This window comes from Polynucleobacter sp. IMCC 29146, from assembly GCF_021395195.1.
Lineage (GTDB): Bacteria > Pseudomonadota > Gammaproteobacteria > Burkholderiales > Burkholderiaceae > Polynucleobacter.
The window spans coordinates 76,730-103,671 of the sequence record NZ_JAJVCR010000002.1 but is presented as its reverse complement, the minus strand read 5'-3'; the positions used below and the strand labels follow the sequence as shown (position 1 = coordinate 103,671).

Annotated in this window: 30 protein-coding genes and 3 tRNA genes; 10 read left to right on the top strand and 23 right to left on the bottom strand. The window is 45.1% G+C overall.

Going from position 1 to position 26,942, the window contains the following annotated elements; genetic code table 11:
• Positions 1–5 precede the first annotated feature (5 nt).
• Positions 6–1,103 (top strand): selenide, water dikinase SelD, encoded by a 1,098-nt coding sequence (gene selD / locus LZT22_RS02490; RefSeq protein ID WP_233923474.1) that lies wholly within the window; start codon positions 6–8, stop codon positions 1,101–1,103.
• Here the strand turns inward: selD and LZT22_RS02485 are convergent.
• From LZT22_RS02485 to LZT22_RS02465, 5 genes are read right to left on the bottom strand one after another with little or no spacing between them, the layout of a single operon-like run.
• On the bottom strand, positions 1,097–1,903 hold the full coding sequence (locus tag LZT22_RS02485) for a peptidylprolyl isomerase (RefSeq protein WP_233923473.1): 807 nt from the start codon (positions 1,901–1,903) through the stop codon (positions 1,097–1,099). The two genes, selD and LZT22_RS02485, sit on opposite strands and share 7 nt — an antisense overlap.
• 4 nt (positions 1,904–1,907) lie before the next feature.
• Entirely contained in the window at positions 1,908–2,189 is a 282-nt protein-coding gene (locus LZT22_RS02480; protein ID WP_233923472.1) for a BolA family transcriptional regulator, read from the bottom strand.
• The gene (locus tag LZT22_RS02475) at positions 2,186–2,725 is read right to left on the bottom strand and encodes a septation protein A (RefSeq protein ID WP_233923471.1); all 540 of its coding nucleotides are present in this window, start codon (positions 2,723–2,725) and stop codon (positions 2,186–2,188) included. Before LZT22_RS02475 ends, LZT22_RS02480 begins: the two co-directional genes overlap by 4 nt.
• A 5-nt stretch (positions 2,726–2,730) precedes the next feature.
• Positions 2,731–3,153 carry a peptide-methionine (R)-S-oxide reductase MsrB gene (gene msrB, locus LZT22_RS02470; RefSeq protein ID WP_233923729.1) on the bottom strand — a complete coding sequence of 141 codons (423 nt, stop codon included), beginning with the start codon at positions 3,151–3,153 and terminating at the stop codon, positions 2,731–2,733.
• An 8-nt stretch (positions 3,154–3,161) separates the two neighbouring features.
• Positions 3,162–4,664, bottom strand: a complete 1,503-nt coding sequence (locus LZT22_RS02465; RefSeq protein ID WP_233923470.1) for a YdiU family protein — start codon at positions 4,662–4,664, stop codon at positions 3,162–3,164.
• A gap of 79 nt (positions 4,665–4,743) precedes the next feature.
• Between LZT22_RS02465 and LZT22_RS02460 the strand changes: the two genes are divergently transcribed.
• The gene (locus LZT22_RS02460; protein WP_233923469.1) at positions 4,744–5,229 is read left to right on the top strand and encodes a PaaI family thioesterase; all 486 of its coding nucleotides are present in this window, start codon (positions 4,744–4,746) and stop codon (positions 5,227–5,229) included.
• A gap of 7 nt (positions 5,230–5,236) precedes the next feature.
• On the opposite strand, the gene LZT22_RS02455 is transcribed toward LZT22_RS02460, so the two are convergent.
• Together LZT22_RS02455 and LZT22_RS02450 are read right to left on the bottom strand one after the other, a co-directional pair.
• Positions 5,237–6,094 carry an NRDE family protein gene (locus tag LZT22_RS02455; RefSeq protein WP_233923468.1) on the bottom strand — a complete coding sequence of 286 codons (858 nt, stop codon included), beginning with the start codon at positions 6,092–6,094 and terminating at the stop codon, positions 5,237–5,239.
• Between the two features lie 17 nt (positions 6,095–6,111).
• On the bottom strand, positions 6,112–7,158 hold the full coding sequence (locus tag LZT22_RS02450) for a folate-binding protein YgfZ (RefSeq protein ID WP_233923467.1): 1,047 nt from the start codon (positions 7,156–7,158) through the stop codon (positions 6,112–6,114).
• Positions 7,159–7,178: 20 nt separating this feature from the next.
• On the opposite strand from LZT22_RS02450, the gene mltG reads away from it, so the two are divergent.
• The 7 genes from mltG (at position 7,179) to LZT22_RS02415 (ending at position 12,839) form a co-directional block, all read left to right on the top strand.
• Complete coding sequence (gene mltG / locus LZT22_RS02445) at positions 7,179–8,243, top strand: endolytic transglycosylase MltG (protein WP_233923466.1); 1,065 nt, start codon at positions 7,179–7,181, stop codon at positions 8,241–8,243.
• Between the two features lie 30 nt (positions 8,244–8,273).
• Positions 8,274–8,906 carry a dTMP kinase gene (gene tmk, locus LZT22_RS02440; RefSeq protein WP_233923465.1) on the top strand — a complete coding sequence of 211 codons (633 nt, stop codon included), beginning with the start codon at positions 8,274–8,276 and terminating at the stop codon, positions 8,904–8,906.
• 59 nt (positions 8,907–8,965) lie between these two features.
• On the top strand, positions 8,966–10,102 hold the full coding sequence (locus LZT22_RS02435; protein ID WP_233923464.1) for a DNA polymerase III subunit delta': 1,137 nt from the start codon (positions 8,966–8,968) through the stop codon (positions 10,100–10,102).
• A gap of 27 nt (positions 10,103–10,129) precedes the next feature.
• Positions 10,130–10,912, top strand: coding sequence for a TatD family hydrolase (locus tag LZT22_RS02430; RefSeq protein ID WP_233923463.1), 783 nt, complete (start codon positions 10,130–10,132; stop codon positions 10,910–10,912).
• A gap of 2 nt (positions 10,913–10,914) precedes the next feature.
• Positions 10,915–11,667, top strand: coding sequence for an ankyrin repeat domain-containing protein (locus LZT22_RS02425; RefSeq protein ID WP_233923462.1), 753 nt, complete (start codon positions 10,915–10,917; stop codon positions 11,665–11,667).
• A 104-nt stretch (positions 11,668–11,771) separates the two neighbouring features.
• Entirely contained in the window at positions 11,772–12,275 is a 504-nt protein-coding gene (locus tag LZT22_RS02420) for a hypothetical protein (RefSeq protein WP_233923461.1), read from the top strand.
• A 12-nt stretch (positions 12,276–12,287) separates the two neighbouring features.
• Complete coding sequence (locus LZT22_RS02415) at positions 12,288–12,839, top strand: transporter (protein WP_233923460.1); 552 nt, start codon at positions 12,288–12,290, stop codon at positions 12,837–12,839.
• Here the strand turns inward: LZT22_RS02415 and LZT22_RS12740 are convergent.
• The 12 genes from LZT22_RS12740 to gltX form a co-directional block, all read right to left on the bottom strand.
• Positions 12,820–13,362 (bottom strand): hypothetical protein, encoded by a 543-nt coding sequence (locus tag LZT22_RS12740; RefSeq protein WP_370634804.1) that lies wholly within the window; start codon positions 13,360–13,362, stop codon positions 12,820–12,822. The two genes, LZT22_RS02415 and LZT22_RS12740, sit on opposite strands and share 20 nt — an antisense overlap.
• 398 nt (positions 13,363–13,760) lie before the next feature.
• Positions 13,761–14,336, bottom strand: coding sequence for an HNH endonuclease (locus LZT22_RS02405; protein ID WP_233923459.1), 576 nt, complete (start codon positions 14,334–14,336; stop codon positions 13,761–13,763).
• A gap of 153 nt (positions 14,337–14,489) precedes the next feature.
• Entirely contained in the window at positions 14,490–15,089 is a 600-nt protein-coding gene (locus tag LZT22_RS02400; protein ID WP_233923458.1) for a YqiA/YcfP family alpha/beta fold hydrolase, read from the bottom strand.
• Complete coding sequence (hyi, locus tag LZT22_RS02395; protein WP_233923457.1) at positions 15,086–15,877, bottom strand: hydroxypyruvate isomerase; 792 nt, start codon at positions 15,875–15,877, stop codon at positions 15,086–15,088. The genes LZT22_RS02400 and hyi overlap by 4 nt, the downstream gene beginning before the upstream one ends.
• Before the next feature lie 67 nt (positions 15,878–15,944).
• On the bottom strand, positions 15,945–16,586 hold the full coding sequence (locus LZT22_RS02390) for an OmpW family protein (RefSeq protein ID WP_233923456.1): 642 nt from the start codon (positions 16,584–16,586) through the stop codon (positions 15,945–15,947).
• A 233-nt stretch (positions 16,587–16,819) separates the two neighbouring features.
• A complete protein-coding gene (locus tag LZT22_RS02385) occupies positions 16,820–17,800 on the bottom strand; it encodes a tripartite tricarboxylate transporter substrate binding protein (protein ID WP_233923455.1) in 981 nt (326 codons plus the stop codon).
• A gap of 50 nt (positions 17,801–17,850) precedes the next feature.
• Entirely contained in the window at positions 17,851–19,050 is a 1,200-nt protein-coding gene (locus tag LZT22_RS02380; protein ID WP_233923454.1) for a cupin domain-containing protein, read from the bottom strand.
• 83 nt (positions 19,051–19,133) lie between these two features.
• The gene (locus tag LZT22_RS02375; protein WP_233923453.1) at positions 19,134–19,598 is read right to left on the bottom strand and encodes a nuclear transport factor 2 family protein; all 465 of its coding nucleotides are present in this window, start codon (positions 19,596–19,598) and stop codon (positions 19,134–19,136) included.
• Positions 19,599–19,735: 137 nt separating this feature from the next.
• Positions 19,736–19,812 (bottom strand) — tRNA-Asp (locus tag LZT22_RS02370).
• A 71-nt stretch (positions 19,813–19,883) separates the two neighbouring features.
• Positions 19,884–19,959: transfer RNA gene (locus LZT22_RS02365), tRNA-Glu, on the bottom strand.
• Between the two features lie 23 nt (positions 19,960–19,982).
• Positions 19,983–20,058 (bottom strand) — tRNA-Ala (locus LZT22_RS02360).
• A gap of 145 nt (positions 20,059–20,203) precedes the next feature.
• On the bottom strand, positions 20,204–21,601 hold the full coding sequence (gltX, locus tag LZT22_RS02355) for a glutamate--tRNA ligase (protein WP_233923452.1): 1,398 nt from the start codon (positions 21,599–21,601) through the stop codon (positions 20,204–20,206).
• A 55-nt stretch (positions 21,602–21,656) separates the two neighbouring features.
• Between gltX and LZT22_RS02350 the strand changes: the two genes are divergently transcribed.
• Positions 21,657–22,625 (top strand): Hsp33 family molecular chaperone HslO, encoded by a 969-nt coding sequence (locus LZT22_RS02350; RefSeq protein ID WP_233923451.1) that lies wholly within the window; start codon positions 21,657–21,659, stop codon positions 22,623–22,625.
• Positions 22,626–22,636: 11 nt separating this feature from the next.
• Here LZT22_RS02350 and ftsB read toward each other — a convergent pair whose 3' ends face one another.
• Genes ftsB through LZT22_RS02330 form a run of 4 tightly spaced genes read right to left on the bottom strand, consistent with a single transcriptional unit; the run spans position 22,637 to position 26,843 of the window.
• The gene (ftsB, locus tag LZT22_RS02345) at positions 22,637–22,960 is read right to left on the bottom strand and encodes a cell division protein FtsB (RefSeq protein WP_233923450.1); all 324 of its coding nucleotides are present in this window, start codon (positions 22,958–22,960) and stop codon (positions 22,637–22,639) included.
• 38 nt (positions 22,961–22,998) lie between these two features.
• Positions 22,999–24,285 (bottom strand): phosphopyruvate hydratase, encoded by a 1,287-nt coding sequence (eno, locus tag LZT22_RS02340; protein WP_233923449.1) that lies wholly within the window; start codon positions 24,283–24,285, stop codon positions 22,999–23,001.
• A gap of 24 nt (positions 24,286–24,309) precedes the next feature.
• Entirely contained in the window at positions 24,310–25,161 is an 852-nt protein-coding gene (gene kdsA / locus LZT22_RS02335) for a 3-deoxy-8-phosphooctulonate synthase (protein ID WP_233923727.1), read from the bottom strand.
• Between the two features lie 20 nt (positions 25,162–25,181).
• The gene (locus LZT22_RS02330) at positions 25,182–26,843 is read right to left on the bottom strand and encodes a CTP synthase (RefSeq protein ID WP_233923448.1); all 1,662 of its coding nucleotides are present in this window, start codon (positions 26,841–26,843) and stop codon (positions 25,182–25,184) included.
• Positions 26,844–26,942: the final 99 nt, after the last annotated feature.

The following is a 26,942-nucleotide window of genomic DNA, read 5'->3' as shown; positions in this document are numbered from 1 at the left end:
CGTTTATGACTACACCAATTAGATTAACTGAATATGCCCATGGCGGGGGTTGTGGGTGCAAAATTTCCCCCAGTTTATTAGCAACAATTTTGCGTGATGTACCTTTGCCATTGCCCAATCCTAAATTGCTGGTTGGGAATGAATCGGCGGACGATGCAGCGGTATACCTCCTGAATGATCAGCAAGCATTAATAGCTACCACTGATTTTTTTACACCTATTGTTGATGACCCCTTCGATTTTGGGCGTATTGCGGCTACGAATGCGCTTTCAGATATTTATGCCATGGGTGGTGAGCCAATTTTGGCTTTAGCCATTGTGGGAATGCCGATTGACAAATTGCCTGCGGAAACTATTGGGCGAATTCTGGCAGGGGGGCAAAGTGTTTGCTCTGCTGCGGGCATCACAATTGCTGGCGGCCATTCAATTGATACCCCCGAACCAATTTACGGCTTAGCGGTGATGGGCTTGGCGCATCCTCAGTTTGTTCGTAAAAATTGCAACGCCAAAGCAGGGGATAAATTAATATTAGCCAAACCACTAGGCATTGGTATTCTTTCTGCGGCCTTAAAAAATGCGGTGTTGAGTGATGATGCTTATGCTGAAATGCTGCGCTTGACGACGCAATTAAACAGTATTGGCGCAAGTATTGCGAAGTTGCAAGGCGTTACGGCCATGACCGATGTAACTGGCTTTGGTTTGGCAGGTCATGCTCTTGAGATGGCTCGGGGAGCTAATTTGATATTACAACTTGATTTTGCAGCTATTCCCTTGATTACTTTGGCAGTTGACTATCTTAAGCAGGGATATTCAACTGGTGCAAGCTTGCGCAATTGGCAAAGCTACGGTGGTGAGATAGCGCTTAGCAATGCAGTAGGCCACGAACAAGGGCTTTCAACTGCGCAAGTACAGACCCTGTTAACAGACCCTCAAACTAGTGGCGGACTGTTAATTAGTTGTACACCAGCTACTGCGCCACAGGTGCTGGCAACGCTAAATCAAGCGGGGTTTTGTGATGCTGGCCAAATAGGTCAATTTTTGACTAAGGAACCAGCCGCTGAGCTAAACAGCCCAGCCCCAGTAATGAAGCTAAAGGTTTATTGAATCTTTGCTTTTGCTCGTAGTTTTTTCATCATTTCAGCAAACTGCGCTTTTTGCCAGGCTTCATCTGAAATAATCATTTGTTTAAGCTGATCTTTGACTTCATCAAAGCTAGGCACTTTTGCTTCGCGCGATTCATCGACTTTAATAATGTGCCAGCCAAATTGAGTTTTAACGGGCTTGTCGGTCATTTGGCCATTTTTTAAGCCCACCATGGCCTTAGAAAATTCAGGCACTAATGCTTTTTCGCCAACCCAACCTAAATCGCCGCCATTGGGGGCAGAGCCAGGATCTTTTGATTTTGCTTTAGCAATATCGGCAAACTTTGCGCCGCCTTTAATTTGAGCAATGATTGCTTTGGCATCGGCTTCTTTTTCGACCAAAATATGTTCGACGTGATATTCCTTGCCGCTGTATTGCGTTTTCATATTTTCATAAGCTGACTTTAAATCGGCCTCGGTAACCCCTTCCTTTTCGATGTACTCTTGAAATACTGCGGCAACGAGGACACCAGTCTTGGATTGCTCAATTTGTTCGCGTACATCAGGGCGTTGCGCAACCCCAGTTTTATCGGCTTCTTGCAAAATGAGTTCACGAGTGATGAGCATCTCGCGACCTTGTTCACGAATTTTAGGATCATCGCCTTGGCCTGATTTTTTAATTAAAGCATCTAGCTGTGCCGAGGGAATAGCTTTGCCATTCACAATTGCAGCATTTTGTGCATGCGCTAGGGGTATGGCAAAAGCAAGACAAATGGCGGAAAAGAGTAGGGCAAGGGGGGGATTTGAGCGGGTAAATGACATGATCTTAAATGGCTTCTTCTGGGGTTAGGGCAACAATAGCTAAGGCGTGAATTTCAGTAGGAATGTGTTTCTGCAAAGCATCATACACCAGCCGGTGACGCGCTACGCGGGATAGACCGGTAAATTCTGGGGCAATTAAAGTGACGCGAAAATGGCCGCCACCACTTGCTGCACCAGCATGCCCCGCATGCATATGGCTTTCATCTTCAATGTGTAAATTAGTTATGACAAATGCCGCCTCTAGGTCGGCAGTAAATTGTTGGATGCGTAATTGATTTGGGGTCATGACTCGATATGCTTGCCAAGCCAAATACTTTGCAAAATAATGAAAACAACTAATAAACCCGTGCTGCCGAATAATTTAAAGTTGACCCAAGTATCTTCAGAAAATTGGAAAGCAACATACAGATTTAAAAAGCCCATTGCTAAAAAAAAGAGCACCCAAGCTAAGTTAAGCTTACCCCACAAGGTATTCGCATGCAATGGCTTAAGGGTAACCTGCTTACCCATGACAACTTGAATCCAATTTTTTTTAAAAAACTGCGCACTAATAAGTAGAACTGCAGCAAAGAGCCAATATAAAACGGTTGGTTTAAGTTGAATAAAAACTTTATTTTGTAGGAAGATAGTGAGGCCACCAAAGACGACAATCAATACTAAGCTAGCCCATTGCATGGCATCGATTTTACGGTGGCGATAATAAACCCAAAGAATTTGCACGATCGTTGCCACCATCGCCACAATAGTTGCTGCATAAATATCAGCAAATTTAAAAGTAATAAAAAATAAAATGACAGGAAATAAATCGAATAGAAATTTCATAAACTTTATTTCTTTTCTGTAATGGTTTGGGCATTTTGGCTAGGCTCAAACTTTAGTGATGCTGAATTGATGCAATAGCGTAAGCCAGTAGTATCGGTAGGACCATCATTAAATACGTGCCCTAAATGGGCGTCGCAATTGCCGCAACGCACTTCAGTACGCGTCATGCCATGGGTTGTGTCTTTGTGTTCGACGATAGCCTCTGCAACCATTGGCGCATCATAGCTAGGCCAACCGCAACCTGCATCGAATTTACTGCTCGAAACAAATAAGGGGGTGCCACAACATACGCATTTGTATTCGCCTTGGTTCCAGTGATCCCAATACTTACCAGTAAAAGGGGCTTCAGTAGCGGCTTGGCGAGTGACGCGATATTCAATATCACTTAACTCTTTTTTATATTCTGCATCAGTTTTCTTCATATCAATATCTCACTTTAAGAGGAGCAACTTACCGCAATGGCATTCAATTCGGGTGGGGGAGGTTGGGCATAAGCATCATATTCTAATTGCTCATCATACGGCTTACGCAAAATAGTGGCTAAGCGTGTTAATTCCGAAAAATCATCTGTTTGCGCTGCTTCGATAGCTGCTTGCGCTAAATGATTGCGCAGGATGAATTTGGGGTTAACTAGATTCATGCGTTGTTGGCGTTTTTGATCGTTGCTGTGTTCTTGCTGTAAGCGTGTTCGGTAGTGTTCAAGCCAGACATCAAAACCAGCGCGGTTCAAAAATAGGTCTCGTAAGGGGTTATTTTGATTGTTACTAGGTAGCGCACTGAGGTCGCCTAGATGTCGAAAAAACGTTGTGAAATCAATTTGGTTATCGTGCATTAATTGCAGTAAGGCCTCAATTAAAGCTACATCTTCAGATTGGATCTCAAGTAAACCTAGCTTTGCACGAAAATGCCTCTCCCATGCGGTTTGATAAAGATCGGGATAAAGCGCAAGTGCGCTGCGTAGGGTGGTTTGCGCTGCATTGCTTAAGTCTGCTTCAGACTGAGTTGGGTTAGCTTGCTTTAATTCTTGCTCTATTAAGGGCAGCATTGCACTGGCAAGGCAGGCCATATTCCAGTGCAAAATTTGGGGTTGACGCTGATAGCTGTAACGACCTCCCGCATCGGAATGATTGCAAATATGATTGATTTGAAATTGATCGAGAAAGCCAAACGGGCCGTAATCCATAGTTAAACCTAGCAAGCTAGTGTTATCTGTATTCAGTACCCCATGACAGAAACCAACCGCCTGCCATTGCGCTGCGAGTTCTGCGGTGCGAGCTGAAATTGCTTTAAATAAATCTAAATAGGGCGTTGTTGAGTCTGCACAAGCGGGATAGAAGTTACGAATTAAATCATCAGCAAGTATTTGTAGCTCTGCGTACATTTGTAAGGAAGCGAAATGTTCGAAATGCCCAACGCGTAAAAAACTGGGGGCTAAGCGCGTACAGACTGCAGCAGTTTCAAGGGTTTCGCGTACCACTGTTTTTTTTGAGCCGACTACCGCTAAAGCACGGGTAGTGGGAATACCCAGGGCATGCATCGCTTCGCTACACAGATATTCACGTATAGAAGAGCGCAGTACTGCGCGGCCATCACCCATGCGGGAATAGGGTGTTTTGCCAGCGCCCTTCAGTTGGATTTCTTGCCCTTGAATATCGCCCAATAAAATTGCCCGGCCATCGCCAAGCTGGCCGGCCCACATGCCAAATTGATGACCGCTATACGCAGTTGCCGTGGGCTCGCTGAATTGCCGATCGGCTACTTCTAAGGTGTTACCGGCTAATACTTGCAGCCATGCAGGGTCGCTTGGCAAGTGATCGGACGTGAGATTCAAGCCGATGAGTTTTGCCGCATCGGTAGAAAAAGCGACCCAATAGGGGTCGGGTAAAGGGGTAGGGGTGACGGTTTGCTTAACTGCTTCACCGCATAAAATAAATGCCATGCAATGGACTCTAGCTTAACTTGAGCCTTTTTGCTGACCGCGCTAGAAAGCCTTATGCTATTGTGAATTTGGAGACCCTATGACCACTGATGCTAATTTAACTGCCATTTCTAGCCAGCTAGCCCACTTAGGCGAAGAGCTGGATGTGCCATTCCTTAAATTATTAGGAGTACGCATTTTAAAAGCCGAAATGGGTCGTGGCGAAATTTTGCTCGCCTTACGGCCCGAGCATCAAAATACTTGGAATGTTGCGCATGGCGGCGTTTTACTAACGCTAATGGATGTGGCGATGGCCGTTGCAGCCCGTTCAGCAGATCCAGGCGATCGTAGTGTAGTAACAATTGAACTGAAGAATAATTTTTTGCAAGCGGCTAAGGGTATTTTGCGGGTGAAGGCAGATACCGTGCATGCCACCGCCACCATGGCATTTTGTGAGGCAAAGTTATACGATGATCAAGGGGCTATTTGTTGTATGGCTACAGGCACATTCAAGTTTCTTAAGCGCTTACCAACCCGTAATGCGCAGGGCGAAAGGGTGATTGAAGTGGACGAACGTAAAGCGTAAGTGAGCGCTAGACCGAGAGGTTTGAACCCGAGGCCCCGATTAAGCCGCCCGTAACGACATCATGGCCAATCGTACCCTTGGCATCGAAGCGACGCTCAACCATTTCAAATGCGCCATCATGACGAACCCTTAAGATGGTGCTTGAGCGCGTGCCGTAATTTGGGGTCTGTATGAAAGCAGCTGACAAAGCCTTTTCCCATTCCATATTGACCCCAGTACTCGGTAATTCTTGATCACTAGCCTGATGTGTATCGGCTAGCAAACGCAGATAGGGGTCGACATTTTTTAATTCGCCTTGATCCATTGCTAAGGCTTGTGCAAATGCGGCAATCCGATGATTGACTTTAGGCCAAGGGGTATCAAGCATGGCATTTGATAGTCCATACACACCAGCATCTAAGGCTTGTTTAGGATAGGTTTTGCGGGGTCGAATCGATTTGCCCATCATTAAGCGATTACTAACCCAGTGCATTTCAGCATTAACGGGATCACTTAGATCAGCCATTAGTAAGTTAAAGCCGTTATATTGATCAAATTGTTTAGCGTGGTGTTCAATGAATGTATCAGGTCGATTGGCATTATTGAGGAATAACATCGGTAACTCACCGCGGGTTCTGGCATCAAGCCTTTTTTCACTCGGCGCTCTTACGTTGGTCAGCGCGGCAAAGCGACCTGTTTTAGTGAAGCCAAACCAAGTACCAGGATTACCAAGGACATCTGCGCGATCACGGCCCGCTAAAAGATGCGGTTTTTCTGGCCACCAAGCCATTTTTTCGGTATCGCGTTCATAAAATTCATCGCGATTAGCAGCCACGACTAAAGCGTATTTAGGGTGTGATTTCCAAGCGAATAAAATGAGGCACATAACGATAATATGCCAGATTAAATTTCTAGCAAGGGGTAAGGCAATTTTTCCCCCAAAAATAACAGTGGCCCATTCGCCGTGCCCAAATGTAAATGCTCGGTAGGAATTGCGAGCGTGCTATGAACTAACTCGGACTTACATTCGATCTGAAAACAGACCTGCTCTGCATTAAATGGATTGGGGGCAGATAGAACCACCATTCCAGCAGGCTGGGTAGGATCTTGAGAATGAAAAATTTCTACCCCTGGTTGCACAAGGGCGGGGCTCACTTTCAGTGATTTGCTATCACTATAGGCTAAGTACAAACGCCGTTTGATAACCCCGCGATATTGGCTACGTGCGACAATTTCTTGGCCGGGATAACAACCCTTTTTAAAATCAACGCCATACACCGATTCAAAATTAATCATTTGCGGCACAAATTGATCTTGAGTGGACAACACAATGCGCGGTATAGCGCTCATGACTTCAAGAAAGTTCCACATGTCAGCAGCGTGATTTGCACATTCAATAGAACTCGGCTCGCTAGGAGTTACGGGAATAGCCATTAGAGAACGGGTAAAAGAAAGTCTGAGATCTTCAGCCATGATTTGAGAAGGGGGCAGCGATAAAATCACTGCCTCATTTGGAAGCCCTAGAGCGCTACCAGGGTTGAGGTTTCCCTCGCCTTGCTGTTGCCAACTGCCTTTAATTAGCCATTCATTGCTCACGTCACGCACTTGTACTTTAGCGCGTAAGACATACATGGCCAAACGTTTCGCAAAAGCAGCAGCAATATCCTTCGAAAGAAATAAAAAATAGCTTGGCTCTGCGGCTTGCTGCAAAACTAGCCAGCCACTTGCTAATAAACGGCCTTTAGGGGTGCAGTAGCCCATGAGCCGAACTTCTTGAGGTCCTGTCGCCACCTTGCCTGGTGGTATCGCTGTTAAGCCCTCGACGGAATTGGTAAGTTGATTTTGCAAAAAATGGCTGGCATCTAGCCCTTGAATACAGATTAAGCCCCACTGATCTAAAGTAGCAGAGCCAGCGGCAAGGGTTGGGTTATTTATTGAGGAAAGAGTCATTCTGCTTTTATCATAGCCTGATGCGCAAAAAATGTCCTAAAAGCAATTATTTCAAATCGATTGCTTTAATTCTGCTGGTCTTGTTGATTTTATTTTATGTGAACATATTTACCTTTGGCGTTGTGCCCACGCGCGCGCAATTTACCGGTGGGGCAGCCCAAGAGCCATGGCGCATTCGGATCGCGCCGCAATCGGGGGTGCACAGCATTGCCAAACAGCTGCAGGCACAGGGCATTGGCGTAAATCCTTGGTTTTTTCAACTCGCCGCTCGCGCTCTTTGGGTCGGTGCCAAATTAAAGCCTGGGACTTATTTATTTCCAGTGGGCGCAAGCACCAGTGACGTTTTATTGCAAATGGCGCGGGGTGATCGGGTGCGTGAAACCCTTAGCATTATTCCAGGAATGACGATTTGGCAACTGCGTGCTGTCATTGATGCTAATCCAGTCTTAGACCATCAAACGCAAGGCTTAAATAATCAAGCATTGTTGAAGAAATTAAATCTCAATTATCCCAGCGGCGAGGGACTTTTTTACCCCGATACCTATGTGTTTGATCCCGGCGAAAGTGATTTAATCATTTATCAACTAGCGGCTAGTGCAATGCAAAAACAATTGCAGTTGGCATGGCAGCAACGTACCCCTCAAATTGCCGTGTCCAACCCCTATGCCTTATTAATTTTGGCTTCCATTATTGAAAAAGAAACTGGTCAAGCCGCTGATCGTGGCTTAGTTGCAGCGGTATTCGATAATCGCCTGCGAAAGGGTATGCTGCTTCAAACTGATCCAACCGTCATCTATGGCATAGGCCCAAAATTTGATGGGAATTTACGTAAATCGGATTTGCGCCGCGACAATCCCTACAATACTTATATGCGCCGCGGATTACCCCCAACCCCTATTGCTATGCCCAGTCGAGAGTCGCTATTTGCAGCTGCTGGGCCCGCTAAGAGTAGTGCGCTTTATTTTGTGGCCAAAGGCGATGGCAGCAGCTATTTTTCAACTTCCCTACCTGAGCACGAACGCGCTGTAACCCAATATCAACGATTGCCAGCAAAAGCGGCAACTACCTTACCCAGTAAACCGTAATTTCACTAGACCACCATTATTTTTACCCGCATGCAGAATCAACCTGGTTTTTTTATAAGCTTTGAAGGCATCGATGGCGCCGGTAAAAGCACGCACATTGAAGCGTATGCCAATTTTTTACGTGCTAAATTTCCGGCACGTAAGGTGCTAGTTACCCGTGAGCCTGGTGGCACCACTTTGGGCGAGCAATTAAGAATGCTGCTACTCGATGCACCAATGGATCTTGAAACAGAAGCCTTGTTGATGTTTGCGGCTCGGCGAGAGCATTTAGCCCAGATCATCGAACCGGCCCTTGCGGCGGGAAAAATTGTTATTTCAGATCGTTTTACCGATGCCAGCTTTGCTTACCAAAGTGGGGGGAGGGGCTTAAGCGTTGAAAAACTCAGCCAACTCGAACAATGGGTACAAAGCAGGGCAGGGAAGCTCTTGCAGCCTAATCTGACTTTCTTATTTGATTTGCCCAGTGAAGTTGCAGAAGCGAGGCGCTCACAGGCAAGAACGCCAGATAAATTTGAACGTCTGGACCTCGCCTTTTTTGAACGCGTTCGCCAAGAGTATCTGCGGCGTGCAGGAGCAGAACCTGAGCGTTTTCGTGTTTTAGATGCGCGCGACACCCCTGAGGTAATCTGGAAAAAGCTTCAAAATATTGATGTAAATATATGATTTATATGCATAATTTTATTATTAATTTTAACTATAATAGCTAGCAATGAATAAAAGCTATGAGCCTTAATCAACCCATTGCTCCTTGGCTACAAGGCCTATGGGGCGAATTACCTTTCGCCGCCTTTCCCCATGCAGTGCTTATTTATGGGCAAGCAGGTATTGGCAAATATGATTTTGCGATCCATCTTGCCCAAGCCTTATTGTGTGAATGCGCAGAACCCAATATTAGTAAGCCTTGCCAGCAATGTGAGGCATGTCGGTGGTTTGCCACTGGCAATCACCCCGATTTCATGGCGCTCGTTCCTGAAATACAGCATAAGTATTTGCCCCAGGCAGCACTCGAAGGCGGTCAAGCCGATGCACCAGTGCGAACTACTAAAGCCCGCGATGATGAAGCCGATGCGGAAGCGACCGATAAAAAAGAAAAGCGTTTTATTGCTATCGCTGAAGCACGTAGCGTTATTAGCTCATTGGGGCTCGGTAGCCACCGAGGAGGTAATCGGGTGATCTTAGTTTCGCCCCTGGAGCAATTAAAGCCCGATGCAGCCAATACCTTACTTAAGTCTTTGGAAGAGCCGCCACCCCAAACTATTTTTATTTTAGTGGCCGCTAGACTTGATCGGGTTCTGCCAACCATTCGCTCGCGCTGCCGACTCTTGCAAGCACCAAAGCCTGAGCGCGCCATTGGGCTTAGTTGGCTGCAAAATAAACTCGCTACCGAAAAACTCAACGCAATATCTACAGCTGAAATAGAGGCGCTTTATGATGAATTCGGCGATGCCCCATTTGCCGTTTATGAAACCCTGCTAGCTAGAAGTAGTGAAGACGAAAAAGATGAGTTGCTGCTGGGTGCCTTGGCCACAAAAAGTTTGTTACAGGGCCTAGCAAATGGAATTCAGATCGATTGGCTTAGTATTGCCGAAAAAATTCATAAAGCGCCTGTACCTATTTTATTAATCACTTTGCAACGCTGGTGTGCAGACCTACAAGGGCTTTCGCAAGCGAATGTGGTGCGTTATTACCCTAAGCACACTGAGGTCTTGAGGGTGCTAGCCAAGCAAGTGCGTCTAGTAAAATTAATGCGCTGGTGGAAAATGCTCTTACAAGCTCGGCGCCATGAAAATCATCCCCTTGCTACGCGCATACAAATGGAAGCCTTGTTGCTGCAATACCAAAATATTTTTAGCGATTGAACTATCAAAATATGTTGATTGGCCCTGATGTTTATTGATTCACATTGTCATCTTGATTTTCCTGAATATCGTGATCGCATGCCTGAGGTGTTGGCTAATATGGCTGCTGCCGGGGTTAGTCATGCGCTCTGTATTTCAGTTGATTTACCTGATTTTCCTGCCGTTAAGGCCTTGGCTGAAACCTATGCGCATCTATACGCATCGGTAGGGGTGCATCCTGATTATGAAAATACCCCCGAACCAACTGAAGATTTCTTGGTAGCGGAAGCAGAGCACCCAAAGATAATTGCCCTGGGAGAAACGGGCTTAGATTATTACCGTAGCGGAGAGCGCACCTATGATTCGATGGAATGGCAGCGCCAACGCTTTCGCATCCATATTCGGGCGGCCATACGGGCCAATAAACCCCTCATTATTCATACCCGCTCTGCCGCAGAAGATACGCTGCGCATTATGCAAGAGGAGGGAGCAGGGCGCGTTGGCGGGGTGATGCATTGCTTTACCGAGAGTACGGCAGTGGCACTAGCTGCCATTGAAATGGGGTTTTACATCTCTTTTTCAGGAATTGTGACCTTCAAAAATGCTAAGGATCTGCAAGAAACCTGCCGTCAGTTGCCATTAGAGCATATGTTAATTGAGACCGATTCGCCGTATTTAGCGCCTGTTCCCCATCGCGGTAGAACCAATGAGCCAGCTTGGGTAGCCGATGTGGGCCGCTTTGTTGCGCACCTGAAAGGGGTTTCAGTTGAGTCCGTAGCACAGCAAACGTCCAGTAATTTTTTTCATTGTTTTCAATTAGATAGACCATAAATATGCAGTTAAATGTCACTATTTTTCGTAAGCCTTTTTTGCTGCCGTCGTTGCGGCTGTTGGGCTGCTTGAGCTTGTATTTTGCTTTGGGCCTAGGAATGCCGATTTATTCCCTGGCTCAAACCCCAGTTTATGAGCTTGATGCCATTAAGGCGGCTAAATTTAATGATGTGAGGGGGATGACAGGGTTGTTACAGCAAGGTTTAATTAGTCCTAATATGCGCGATGCCAAGGGCACACCCCTGTTAATACTGGCTTTAGACGACCGTTCTATGGAAGTTTTGTATCTTTTAATGGATTCACCAGAAATTAATATCGATGCCACTAATCGAAATGGTGAAACCACCCTAATGATGGCCGCGATCTTTGGGTTAATGCCTGAAGTGAAGTATTTGGTTGAAAATAAAGCGGCGATCTTTAATCAATCTGGGTGGACGCCATTGCATTACGCGGCATCATCTGGTCAAACAGATATTGCTACCTATTTACTTGAGCAAGGCGCGCTAGTGAATGCACTTTCTGAAAGCAATACAACGCCCTTAATGATGGCCGTGCGTTCTGGCAATATAGAAACCGTAAGCGTCTTGCTCAAGAACGGCGCTGATATGCAAATAGTGAATCATCAGGGCTTTACGGCGATTGATGTAGCTGATTTCTTTGGGCAACGCGAAATTAGTGAAGGGCTTTCAAGTCGCTGGCAGAAGCTTTATAAGCAAAAATATACCCATATGGTGGCGCTGCCGCAGCGTAAGTAACATGGGCTTAGCCTAATCTATTATGCGTATAATCATTATTATGTCAAATAAGAAATAGATCTTCTTTTAATCCTGCCTAACCCTTACCTTCACTGCCACTGCTCATGCCTGAGTTTCTAAGCAATCTTCCCAATATTGTTCATCTTTGGAATGAGATTGCTGTTGATTTGGTTAGGCCTGAAATGAAGTTTATGATTTTTGTGGCCGTGCTGGTAGTGTTAATCCATGGCATGCTTGTACTGCTGATCATGACGGCCTTTCATCAGATCAATAAACACAATATTAATCGTTACCAAAAACAAGTGGATGTCTTGGTCTATTTCTCAGTTATTTTATTGATCTTTGTAAGTCATTTACTGGATATCTTTATTTGGACCTATGCCATGGTTAACCTAGAGGTCTTCCCCAGCACTTTAAAAACCTTTTATTTTGCGGGGGAAATGTATACCAATTTAGACCATAACGACCCCAGCTTTAAGCTCGGGCCAAATTGGAATATGTTGCCCATTTTGCTGTCCTTTTCGGGCTTATTTGCAGTGGCCATTTCTGGGTCAGCGCTCTACACCTTATTAGTATCCACCTTTACCAGGCCAAATAAAGATGAATAACAACCTAAATTAATGGACCTACTAAACTACCTGCCTTCGCTGACTGAGCTATTTAAGCAAATATATATAGATATCGGCAATCAGCAAATCTATTGGATATTAGGTTTCGTTGGTTTGATGCTGACTTTTCATGGCGTCTATGTACTGCTCGTCGTTATTTGTTTTAATGCTATTCGCAGTTGGCTAGTGGATAACTATCGCATTGCCGGCCATTATATTTATGGCTTTCGGTTAGCCGCCTTTATGGCTTATTTTGTCGCTATTGTGCTGATTATTTTAGGGCATCTGATGGACATTGTGCTGTGGACTTACGCCCTAATTCCACTCAATATTTTTCCCTCTAATCCAGAAACATTTTATTTTGCTGGCGAAATGTATGTCACCGTAGGATTTGGCGGCTTTGAGCTTGCTAAGAGCTGGCGAATACTACCGATTGTGATTGCCTTCTCGGGCATCTTCGCCGCCTCGATGTCGGGAGCAGCTTTGTTCAATATGCTGGGTACTCTAATAAGCCGGCGCACTACCTCAGCTAAAAGTGCCGATATTAATCTGCCCGCTGCTTAAATACCAATTCAAACACCCTGCCATTCGCCTCTAAGGTACGAACACGGCCAGGCAGCCATTCCAAATCTTTTGCTAACCAAATATCGACCTGCCGTTTATATGGATCGCTGGCCCTTTGAATTAAGCGATAGTGACGAACTGCTGTTTGACCTAAGGAAGGAATTGCATCTGATTTCAACTCTTCGCCAAAACTCAGAAATTGCCACATTTCAAGTGTGTTGTAATCGACCACGGGAATTTCGCGCACGACCCCTGCTTCATCAATCTTTTCGCTGCCATTGAGTAAAGAAGCTAGCTGAAACATCAAGCTAAAACGATCTTGGGTACCAGGCAAAATATCGGGAGTAAATTCAGGCTTTTCAGTAAAAAACATTTTCCCCCCACCTTTATCGTCACGATCAAAACGCGAGTACCGAGGTGGTTTTTCACCACGCTGAGTCCAATAAATGGCTGGTGCTAGACCATATTTATCAACCACGCCGCGCGACTCGAAAACAAACGGGCCAACAAAGGCAAACGGCACATTAATATAAAGCCGATATCCACCGTCATTAACAACCCAATCAACTCTTCCAGTTTGGTTTATTTGCCCATCGGCATACGCATCATAAAAAAGGGTAGCCGAGCTGGGTAAGCGAAAAGCCTGCCCTTTTTGACTTACGCCACCCTCCTCTCCTTCTGTTTCAGTACCGCTAGGGCTTGAGCTAATAGATGAATTACCGCTTGATGAGACGGTGGGGGCGAGCTTTTTCTTTTGTCCGCGTTTAATTTCAATAGGCTGAACCTTTTCAACTTTTAGAACAGCTTGAATAGTTTGTTCTTCTGGCGTAGCAAGCTGATTGCCAAAAGAAATAAAAGGTAAGCCAATAAATATAATAAAGTGCGCAACTAAAGAGATTAATAGTGCGCCTAATAGAACTCTTAATCCCAGAAAGCACCTTCCAGCAAGCGACTTTCTTTAGGTAATTTAGCAGCCAAAAAATCCATTTGATCAGCCAAAATATTGCGGCCTTTTAAAATCATATCTTCGTATAAGCTAGGTGTGTATGGGGCATACAGCAAGCTCATACCAGAACCTTCAGGGGTGCGATTGCCTTTGCGTTGATTGCAAGGCCGACAGGCGATGACTAAATTCATCCACGCATATTTGCCACCACGACTGTTCGGAATAATATGCTCTGCTTCAGCATCATTTTCTGTAACGCCCTGCCCGCAATATGCACATAGCCCGCGATCACGCCTAAATAACTTGCGTTTGGTAATTGCAGGAATCACATCAAAAAGATTAATGCGTGCAGAGCCCTTGACGGCTAAAATAGAGTGCAACTCAATGATAGATTGCTGACCAGTAAGGCGAGAAATACCCCCGCGCATGACTGCAATTGGGTCACCCAGTGTCCATAAGACACTTTTATCGGCGTAATGCTTAGTAGCCTCTTCAGCATTCACCCAACATTGGGGAATGCCACCAGCATCTAACTTCAAAATACTAAGCACAACAGCTCCTTTCTGCGATTCGCTTGCATTAAGGTAAGACCCTTAAAAACGAACCTTCGCCCCTATCTTACAGAAAAGTGGTGGCTCTATCAATGAATGCCATTTGCGCTCCTATTCCGCACTCTTAAGAGGGATTAAAGAAGGGGTTTAGGCTTAGCCACCAGCACAGACAAAATCCAGTACTTGAGGTAGGTAGAGGCTGTATTCACTTAGACCATGATCGCTGCCATCTAGCACCAGTTGAGGCGCGCTAGCATAAAAATCGACCATTTCATGCCAGTCAAGCAACTCATCGCCTTTAGCGGCCATTAAAAAATAGCGCTCAGGCATGGTTATTTGGGTAATTTGTAATGCTTTTAATTCATCGATATACTCAGCCTTGAAATCAAAGGGCTCATTACTGTCATATTGCGTTAACTGGCCAACATAAGGCGCTAATTCGCGTGCAGCATAGACGGCCGGATTAAGAACTACGGCTTTACAGCCCAGATACTCAGCCAGCCAGTTCGCATAAAACCCACCCAGCGAAGAGCCAATGATGGCAACGTTTGCCGGCTTTGCGTTTTGCAAGTGGTTTAGTACCAAATTAATTGCACCTTGGGGTGATGGCGGCAGTTGGGGGCAAAACCATTGCAGCGCAGCCCCATCTTCAATTTTTGCCTGCACAGCCGCACCAGTTAATTTTGCCTTAGAGGAGTTGGGTGAAGAACGAAAGCCATGTAAATAGACTACCTGCAAAATTTCTTTTGTCATTGTGTCAAATCATTCTTCAAGCGCTTCATCCAACTCAACCCTGCTTCGGTACTTGTCAGGGGTTTATATTCGCAGCCAATCCAGCCAGAATATTGCAAGCGATCAATTAGCTCAAATAAAAAATAGTAATTAATTTCTCCGGTGCCAGGTTCATTTCTGCCAGGGTTGTCAGCTAGTTGCATATGGGCAATACGCGGTAAATATAACTCTATAGTCTTGGCTAGCTCCCCTGCCATCCGTTGCGCATGGTAAATATCAAATTGTAAGAAAGCATTCGGAGCGGCTACCTCATCTAAGATTGCAATGGCTTGCTCGGTACGAGATAAAAAAAAGTTTGGTATATCAAAGGTATTAATGGGTTCAATTAATAATTTCAGTCCTGCAGCATGAAATTCTTTAGCGGCATATTGCAAATTAGCAATAAGTGTTTGACGTAATAACTTGGCATCAATATCGTTAGGGGCAATACCCGCTAAACAATTAAGCTGCTGAACACCTAAGATTTTTGCGTACTGAATGCCCGTAGCGACACCTAAACGAAATTCCTCAATGCGATTTGGCAGGCAAGCTATACCCCGCTCATTAGTTTCAAGATTACCTGGTGGTAGGTTATGTAAAACTATCTTTAAATGATATTGATCTAACCGGGTCTTAATTTCCTCGGCAGCGTACGCATAAGGAAACAGAAATTCAACCGCCTTAAAGCCAGCTTGAGAGGCTTTTTCAAAGCGCTCTAGAAAAGGAACCTCATTAAAAAGCAATGAAAGATTAGCAGCAAATTGGGGCATATTTGGTATTGTAGCGAGCCCGAGAAACCAGGCCCGCCATACCGTTATGCCCCCTCAGTCGGGACTCTTAAAAGCGATACGTAATTCCCACTGCTGGTGTCCATGGATTAAGGGTTAAAGTGCCTAAATTAGTACCTCCCGATACCGTTTGTACATCAGTTGACATGGTGATGTATTTTAGATCAACATTCATGCCCCAATTTTTATCAAACATGTAGTCAAAGCCAATTTGTCCGACAAAACCTACACTTGATTGATTAACCGTGACACTATTATTTAAGGCAGGAAAATTAGCGCGATTACTAAAAATAGTGTAGTTGATACCTGCTCCGACATAAGGTTTAAAGGCGCCTAAATCAGTAAAGTGATATTGCAAGACTAGGGAAGGTGGCAAAGCACTAATGGTGCCCACATTCGCTTGATTTGCACCGGCATTAATTTTTACTTTTTGGGGATAAGTTAGCACCAGTTCAGTAGCAATATTTTTGGTGAAAAAATAAGTAATATCTAACTCGGGAATCCACTCTTTTTCGGCTTGAACATTTAATGATTGCACTGCGCCATTACCGCCCGATTGACCATTAGCCCAATCTAAATAAACCGCACGAACTCTTATCATCCATGGGTTTTCTTGCGCCTGTGCTTGCGCCATTGCTGGAGCTAGCATACAACTAGTAGCTAAAGCAACTACCAATGATTTAACTCTCATCTCATACTCCTTTATCAATTTAGACTAAGTTTTCTTTACTAAGATCAGTCTAAATTTTTAAAAGTTTCTAATTTTGATTTAAATCAAACCCACAAGTAATTAAGGGGTGCCGAGGTAGTTGTTGTAAATTTATATAGAGTTAACAGCCTATATTTTGATCTAAATCAAAATATAGGCTGTGCAAAAACAACAGTAGATCGGCTTAGGCTGCCTTTGGAGAGGCACACTAAAGCCTAATCGACCTTCGCGCCAGAAGCCTTAACTAGCGTTCCCCAACGCGGGTAATCGGCGCGTATTAAATCAGCAAATTGCTCTGGGGTTGTAGGCATAGTGTTAAAGCCCTGCTCTTCTAATGATCGCTTGGTATCGGGCTCATTGAGGATAGCGACAATTTCGCGATTGAGGCGGTCAACAATGGGACGGGGCGTTCCAGCACGCACAAAAATGCCATTCCACACAATCGATACGTAACCCTTCATACCTGCTTCATCCATGGTTGGCACGCTAGGCAATAAAGGCGAGCGCTTTGCTGAGCCAACCCCTAAGGCGCGCAACTTGCCGCTATTCACCAGCATCACTATGGCGGGTAGATTATTAAACATCATTGGCACTTGGCCCCCAAGTACATCATTTAAGGCCGGAGGACCCCCCTTGTAAGGTACATGGAGCAAATCGATATCTGCTTGCATCTTAAATTGCTCTCCTGCTAAATGCATCGTGTTACCGTTTCCAGCTGAGGCATAAGCAATTGCCCCCGGCTTCGCTTTAGCAGCAGCAACGACATCGGCGACACTTTTATAAGGGGTTGCAATATTCACTACGAGTACATTAGCCATTTCATGCGTACCAGAAACTGGCTGCAGATCTTTCATCGGATCATATGGCATCTGTTTGCCATAAAGATGGGGATTAATGGTAATGGTGCTGGCAGAGCCTAGCAGAATCATATAGCCATCTGCCGGAGCTTTAGCAACATATTCCGAGCCAATATTGCCATTGGCGCCGGGACGGTTTTCAATGACTACTGGTTTACCAAGACGTTCACTTAATTTTTTTGCTAACTGCCGAGCAAATACATCGGCTGCTCCTCCTGGAGGATAAGGCACTACATAGGTGATTGGTTTAGTGGGGTAATCACTCTGAGCATTAGCTAAGAGTGATAAAAGGCAAGTGCATATACCAACAAGAAGTGCTTTGCGACTGAATTGAATCATGATTGTACCCTCATGTAATGGCGGCTTACCTAATTTCGAATTTACAAAAATTACCGTGGACCAACAAAAGTTTCTTTTCTTTTAGGCAATAATTTCTCAACAGACTCTACTGGAATTTGTAAGCTATTAGAAAGTGCACTAACAGGAATAGTAGAGATCCACTGGTCTAAATCCATCGATTGATAATCGCCAGCGTTAAAAACAATCAGAATTTCAGCGGGGTTAACATTTGATGGATTTTTAAGAGCGTGCCCATACCCTAGTGGCACATAGCCAATATCACCTTTATTTAATTTACTCACACTTGCTTTACCACCTGAAGCAAAGACGGTTAATTCCATCTGGCCTTTCAGTACAAATTGCCACTCATCAGCATTGGGGTGCCAGTGAAATCCACGTAAACCGCTTGGTTCAAGCGTCATCACCGCTCCCGACATATCAAAACTGGCGGGAAATTCTTTATTAGTAGCTAATTTCAGGGCGCCACCTTTGCCCTCTGCAACCGGTTTTTGTCCCAATAAATTAAAGACATGAGAAACCGGAATGGGTGGGGCATTGGGATTCAATGAGTAAGCGGTTTTTAAAGGTCCAGCATTTGGGTTATAGCGTGAAATATAAACTTCTTTTTTAGGTAACTGCTTCACTAATTGTTCCGAACCAAAATACTGTGTCAGTAAGTCAACTGGCGCAGTGGAAATCCAATCGCTTAGTTGAAAAGAGGACTGTTCAGTGAACTTCCCATTATTAAATACTAAAATAAATTTAGCGCCCTTTGGATCTAATGCTTCAATGCTATGCCCCCAACCCTTGGGAAAGAACCAAATGCCCCCCTCTTCAACCTCGGCAATTTGAACTTGCCCCCAGGGGTTAGTTAAGGTGATGCGGGTTTTGCCCTCAATCATGTAGGCCCACTCAGCGGCATCGGCATGCCAATGCAACTCTCTAATTGCGCCTGGCTGTAAATCCATATAGACGCCGGCTATATTTTTACTAGCCGGAAAGTTATAACTACCCGCTTGTTTTACTACGCCGCCGTCATAAGTAGTGAAAGGTGCCTTACTCAAGGGATATGAAAAAGCGGGCAGTCCTTTGCCAAAAGTTGTTTTAGCCAGTGATTTTGGATTCAAAATTACTGCGCTTGAAGCTTGCTCGGGAGGCAATAGCTTAGCTACTTTAGGGGCTGCAGATTGTGCAAACGCCTCAATAGAGAGGAGTAAAAAGAGAGGTAATAACAGGCTAAATTTGATCACTCGTTCCTTAGTTCTTTATTGTAATAATGCCTATTTTTCAGCATCAATGGTAAAAATTGGCATGGGATTTCCATGCGCTCTAGTTAAGGTACGGGATTTAAATTAGCGTGAGCAATGACTTGCCATCCTGCAGCACTCTTTTGCCATACATCAAGTCGGTACTGCGGTTTTCTTGAGAGCTCTTTGCCATCGATGATTTCTTTTGTTGCTATTGCATAAGAAACAATTAAAGCATTTTCAGAATAGGTAGCCTTGAGACTGCTAAGGGCATATTCACGAATCTTGGCCTTTTTAATAATCTCCATCCAGGCCGCTTTATTTTGAGCGCCAATGTTTAATACCTGTTGATAGTTAGGTGATACAGTTTTTTCTAGCCCCTGCATGTCACCATTTTTTACTTGATCCCACCATAGACGTTCAAGTTTTTCTGCTTCAACTTGGGCATTTGCTGCGGTAATGACTTGAGCTTGCCCCAACATCGGAACAGCCATTAAGGACATTAGTATGGCTATAAGGATGAGTGCACGATTAAATAAAATCTTGGCCATGATTATTCTCCTTGGTTTAAATGGGAATAACTATACCCTGAATTTTGCTGTGGGAATCATGGCGAGATCTGCTTGTTTTTTGCGGGCTGTAATCAAAAAGAAAAAGAGGCTCGAGAGCCTCTTTTTACTTGACAATTTGGCGGAGCGGACGGGACTCGAACCCGCGACCCCCGGCGTGACAGGCCGATATTCTAACCAACTGAACTACCGCTCCAAATAGGGCAAAACTAGTACAACGTCACTGTAAAACGATGCTACTAAACCACTTAATACGACTCAAAAAACTGGCGTCCCCAGGGGGATTCGAACCCCCGTACTCACCGTGAAAGGGTGATGTCCTAGGCCTCTAGACGATGGGGACCTGGACTAAATTGTTCAAAATAGTGGTGGAGATAAGCGGGATCGAACCGCTGACCTCTTGCATGCCATGCAAGCGCTCTCCCAGCTGAGCTATACCCCCTGCGTTAAATTGCTTAACTTCTTATTTCCCGTCAATATCTGACCGCATATTCAAACAATCCGTGATTTTAGCCTATTTTTCTTCTCCGGCTTGGGCTTACCGAGTTATTTGCCTAGCAATGCTTGATGCAGAGCCTAGCTTGGTACTAACTCAGCACCAAGTTTAGACGCTCGGTACAGGCTTCCCACCCCATCAGAGCCATTACTGCATCAATAGCTGGGGTTTGTGTTGTGGCAAATAAAGCGTAACGCAAAGGCATAGCGAGGGCTGGCATTTTGATTTGATGTTGTACTAAGACGGCCTTAATCGCAGCCGCATAGGCTTCTTTTGATGATTTACAGCCCTCAATTGCGCGTCTTAAATCGTTTAAAGCAGGCTTAATGGCTTCTGGTATATGAGCCACAATCTGCTCAGTTGAATGTTGAGGAGCAGGCATATAGAATAATTTCGCACCATCAGCAATTTCTAATAAGGTGTTGGCACGATCTTTTAGCAACCCTACAACTTGCTCAAAATTGGGACCTCGATGAATATCAATGCCACGCTCTTCAGCAAAAGGCCGCACTAATTCGCTTAAGTACTTTGTATCAGCCTGCTGAATGTAATGGTGATTTAACCAAAGTAATTTTTCAGGATTATGTTGGGCAGGAGATCGACCCAGATGCTCTAACTCAAACCAGGCAACAAATTGCTCTTTAGTAAATACTTCCGCATCGCCATGGGCCCAGCCCAATCGAGCTAAATAATTTAAAATGGCCTCTGGTAAATAGCCTGCCTTTTGGTAATCGCGCACGCTCATCGCCCCGTTGCGCTTACTCATTTTTTCACCCGTATCATTTAAGACGGTGGGTAAATGGGCATACACTGGTGGCGTACCGCCTAAAGCTCGCATAATATTAATTTGCCGAGGGGTGTTATTCACATGGTCATCGCCGCGAATCACATGGGTAATGTTCATATCCATATCATCTACAACTACACAAAAATTATAAGTAGGTGTGCCATCGGTTCGTGCAATGACTAAATCGTCAAGTTCATCATTCCGAATTTCAATTAAGCCTTTAACTGCATCTTGCCAAGCCACGCTGCCTTCGAGTGGATTTTTAAAACGAATCACAGGGCTGACACCAACGGGCGGCTCAGGCAAAATTTTGCCGTGCTCAGGGCGCCAAAGGCCGTTGTAGCGCGGCTTTTCTTTATTCGCTATTTGCGCATCTCGCAAAGCATTTAAATCAGCCTCACTCATATAGCAAGGATAGGCTAAGCCATTTTTTAACATGTCCTGAATTACTAACTGATAGCGATTAAGTCGCTGCATTTGATAAATTGGTCCTTCATCAGGATCAAGCCCTAACCAATGCATGCCCTCAAGAATGACTTCAACAGCCTCGAGCGTTGAGCGCTCTTGATCAGTATCTTCAATGCGCAAGATGAATTCGCCTTGATGATGGCGCGCAAAAGCCCAAGGATATAAGGCGCTACGCAAGTTACCTAGATGGATGAAGCCAGTTGGGCTAGGAGCAAAACGGGTACGAATGGTCATATTGCTTATTATCTCAGGTCATGAGCTTTTTTCTAAAACCGTGGATACTTTAGTGATGAATCAATTACTTGTATTTATTTGTGATGGCGCACCAGTACGCGGAGAAATCGTCAGTCTTGGCACTGCCTGGCAAGCCATTCTAGAGCACCGTACTGAGCCCTTAGCAGTTCGTAAAATTTTGGGCGATTTTGTCTCTGCCGCCGCGCTTCTAAGCGCCAGCTTAAAGTTTGATGGCACCTTAATTATTCAAGCGCAAAGTAAAGGCCCAGTTTCATTATTAGTGGTTGAATGTACTGCCAATTTAACCCTGCGCGCAACGGTTAAATTATCACCCAATTGCGGCGAAATTAATGCAAACGCCACCCTTGGTGAGTTACTAGATGCAGAGCATACTGGCCGTCTAGTGATCACCTTAGATGCTGCTGAACGCAAGCCTGGACAAGCCCCTTATCAGGGTATTGTGGCTCTTCAACAAGATAATTTAGCTGGACAGTCAAAGCCGGTAACTTCTGTAGCCGAGGCCATCATGCTCTATATGCGGCATTCCGAACAAGTTGATACCCGTATTTGGTTAGCTAGTGACGAGGCAAGTTTAGGTGGCTTGTTATTACAGCGCTTACCCAACTCTAGTGGGCATGCTCACTTAGATGCCGAATTAGCAGCCGAAGGTTGGAATCGTATTCAATTATTAGGAGAAACCATCACAAGTAATGAATTGCTCACCCTAGAGCCTGAAACCACCTTGCGTAGGCTCTTCCTTGAAGAATCAGCCAAGGCTGGGGTGCGCAGTTTCCCCGCACGCGCAGTGCAGTTTGCCTGTCGTTGTTCGCGCCAAAAGGTAGCCGATGTCTTACGCATGCTTGGCGAGCCTGAGGTAGAGAGTTTGTTAGCTGAACGCGGTGATGTAGAGACCATCTGCGATTTTTGTGGCAAAACCTATTCCTTTGATCCGGTAGATTGTCGCCAAGTATTTAAAACAGATTTACTAAGTGATGCAACCAGGCCGCCATCGAAGGGACACTAATACCTAGCAATTTACTTCTTATTCGGCGCGGTTCCACTAACAGCGTTTGCAGCCAAGGGGCTTTCAGTTGGCAAAATTTGCACGTAATATTCACCTTCTTTAAGCATGCCATGCTCCGCTCGTGCGCGCTCTTCTATTGCGCGGGTACCTTCTTTTAAATCTTTAACATCGCCACTTAACTTGGCATTGCGCAAGGTAAGCAGTTGGTTTTTTTCCTGTTGCGCATTCAGCTGACCTTCCATTTCATAAACCCTTAACCACCCTCCCTTGCCTAGCCATAAAGGATATTGAATGCCAATAAACAGCAACAGCATCGAGTAAACAATGATTCTCATATTGAAGATGTCATTGGCATATAAATGAAATAAAGAATTTAACGCTTTAAATTATAAAAAACAGCTTTGCCTGGATAGGTGGCGATATCCCCTAAATCTTCTTCAATACGCAACAGTTGATTGTATTTAGCAATGCGATCTGAGCGCGATAAAGATCCCGTTTTAATTTGCCCTACATTTGTACCCACGGCAATATCAGCAATCGTACTATCTTCAGTTTCCCCAGAGCGATGAGAAATGACAGCGGTATAGTTTGCCCGTTTGGCCATCTCAATTGCTGCGAAGGTTTCTGTAAGCGTTCCAATTTGATTAATTTTAATTAAGATTGAATTTGCTACGCCCTTATCAATACCTTCTTGCAATATTCTAGTATTGGTAACGAATAAATCATCACCCACCAGCTGAATTTTCTTACCTAGTTTTTCGGTAATATTGGCCCAACCATCCCAATCGGCTTCGTGCATTCCATCTTCAATTGAGACAATAGGAAATTGATCGGCTAACTGCCCTAAATAATCGGCGAATTCAGCTGAGCTAAGCTGTAAGCCTTCGCCGCTTAAGTGATATTTTCCGTCTTTATAAAATTCACTGGCAGCGCAATCCAAAGCCAATAAAACATCTTCACCAGCTTGATAGCCAGCCTGATCGATTGCACTTAGAATCGTTTGCAAGCATTCTTGATTGCTAGTGAAATTGGGCGCAAAGCCACCCTCATCTCCAACTGAGGTAGGCATATTTTTAGTGTGCAAAATTTTCTTTAGCGCATGAAAAATTTCTGCGCCACAGCGCAAAGCCTCACGAAAGTTTTTTGCCCCGACTGGCATGATCATGAATTCTTGAATATCAAGGCTGTTGTTAGCGTGCGCACCACCGTTCACAATATTCATCATTGGTACGGGTAATTGCATGCCGCCTGAGCCCCCAAAGTAACGATATAAAGGCAAACCCGCTTCTTGGGCTGCTGCGCGTGCTACAGCCATAGAAACTGCTAGCGTGGCATTTGCACCAAGTCGGGCTTTATTGTGCGTACCATCTAATTCAATTAAGGTGTGATCTAAAAAAGCCTGCTCACTGGCATCTAAACCCATCACCGCTTCAGATATTTCGGTGTTCACATGCTGCACGGCCTTTAGAACACCTTTGCCTAAATAACGCTTGTCGTCGCCATCGCGCAGCTCGATAGCCTCGCGTGAACCCGTCGAGGCGCCAGAGGGCACTGCAGCTCGACCAATCACACCAGATTCAAGTAAGACATCACACTCAACTGTGGGGTTGCCGCGAGAATCTAAAATTTCACGGCCAATAATGTCAACAATGGCGCTCATGCACCTTCTCCTAAAGCGTTTAAATTAAAAATCATCTTCAATGAAGACCCCATCTTTTTTTACTGCTGCATCAATTGCTAGCAGTGATTCAAGTAGTTCTCGCATGCGGTTTAAGGGCACTGCATTGGGGCCATCAGAAAGTGCCTTAGCTGGGTCTGGATGGGTTTCCATAAAAATACCGCTAATTCCAACTGCAACTGCTGCCCGGGCGAGCACTGGCACAAACTCACGCTGCCCACCGCTACTGGTACCATGACCCCCTGGCAACTGAACTGAGTGTGTCGCATCGAAGACCACGGGAGCCTGCGTTGTACGCAAAATTGCCAAGCTACGCATATCGGCTACTAAATTGTTATAACCAAATGTAGTACCCCGCTCGCATACCAAAAACTGTTGTGATAGGCCTTTTTCTTTCGCGGCTTCGCGCGCTTTGTCTAGGACATTAAACATTTCTTGCGGCGATAAAAATTGACCTTTTTTAATATTTACTGGCTTGCCACTTTGCGCGCATGCCCGAATAAAATCGGTTTGCCGACATAAAAATGCGGGCGTTTGCAAAACATCGACAATCGCGGCAACTGGTGCAATTTCAGGAATGTCATGCACGTCGGTAAGCACTGGCACGCCAATTTGTTTTTTTACCTTGGCTAAAATTTCTAGACCCCGTTCCATGCCAAGGCCACGATAAGAATTACCCGACGAGCGATTAGCTTTATCAAAAGAAGATTTATAAATAAAGTGCATCCCTAATGCGCTGGTAATGGACTTTAATTCCCCAGCAATGTCCAGGGCTGATTGCTCAGACTCAATAACACAAGGGCCGGCAATTAAAAAGAGGGGCTGCTTCAAGCCAACGGGAAAGCCACATAAATGCATCGCGTGATCCATCTTCGTCATTAGGCAGCTACCGTTGCGACAGCTTGATGGCGCTCAAGAGCTGCCTTAATGAAGGCTAGAAATAAAGGATGTCCTGCGCGCGGGGTTGAAGTAAATTCAGGGTGGAATTGCACCCCAAAGAACCAGGGATGCATTGCCGTTGGTAGTTCCATCATCTCAGGCAACGATTCAGTGGGTGTATGGGCAGAAATAATTAAGCCGGCTTTTTCTAAACGGGGTACATAGGCGTTGTTTACTTCATAGCGATGGCGATGCCGTTCATTAACAACTGCGCCATAAATACGGTGTGCCAAGGTATCTGGTTTCACTGGACAGCTCTGCGACCCTAAACGCATCGTGCCGCCCAAATCGGAATCGCTCGCACGTTTTTCAATGCGCCCTTCACGGTCAAGCCACTCCGTAATCAGAGCGACTACGGGATGGGGAGTATCGAGATCAAATTCAGTGCTATTTGCCCCTTGAATTTGCGCTACATGACGGGCAAATTCAATGACCGCTAATTGCATACCCAAGCAAATGCCTAAGTAAGGCATTTGATTTTCACGCGCATAACGAATGGCTGCGATCTTGCCCTCGGTACCGCGCTTACCAAAGCCTCCAGGCACTAATATGGCATCTAAATTTTGCAAGCAATCGAGTCCAGATTTTTCAATTTGCTCAGAATCGATATAACGGATATTAACTTTAGTTTGATTATGAATACCAGCATGACGTAAAGCTTCAATAAGCGATTTATACGATTCAGTGAGGTCGACGTATTTGCCAACCATGCCAATACAAATTTCATTTTGCGGATTTTCTAATTCATAAACCAGTTTTTTCCAGACTGATAAATCGGCCGGCTTAGCCTCGATCTCGAGCTCACGACAAATCAGGTCATCCATGCCTTGAGCATGAAGCATGTCAGGAATTTTATAAATCGTATCGACATCCCAAACCGAAATTACCGCCTCTTCACGGACATTAGAAAATAGGGAAATTTTGGCACGCTCATCTTCGGGAATGGGTCGGTCGGCGCGACACAATAAAACATTAGGCAAAATACCAATTTCGCGCAGTTTTTGTACCGAATGCTGAGTGGGCTTCGTTTTTAGTTCGCCAGCACTAGCGATATAAGGCACTAATGTCAGGTGCACGTAAGCACAACTACCTTTGGGCATCCGTAAACCCATTTGGCGGGCAGCCTCTAGAAATGGTAAAGATTCAATATCGCCCACTGTGCCGCCAATTTCGCAAATGGCAACATCGGCATGCCCATCATGACTTGCTAAAGCACCTTTTTCAATAAAACTCAGAATTTCATTCGTAATATGGGGAATAACTTGTACGGTTTTACCTAAGTATTCCCCTCGTCGTTCTTTGCGAATAACGGATTCATAAATTTGACCAGTCGTGAAGTTATTGCTTTTACGCATTTTGGCTGAAATAAAGCGCTCGTAATGCCCAAGATCGAGGTCGGTTTCAGCACCATCTTCGGTCACAAAGACCTCACCATGCTGAAACGGGCTCATTGTGCCGGGGTCAACGTTAATATAGGGGTCTAATTTCAGGAGGGTGACCTTCAGGCCGCGGGATTCAAGAATCGCGGCGAGCGAGGCGGCTGCAATACCCTTCCCTAGGGAAGAAACTACGCCGCCAGTGACAAAAACAAATTTAGTCATCGCTTAGGCTCGGTTGGAAATGGCAATTATACCGATACCCAGGGCGATTTGGCAAAGTAGCCAAAAATCCCTAAGCCCTTCAATCATGCAGCTCCCCTA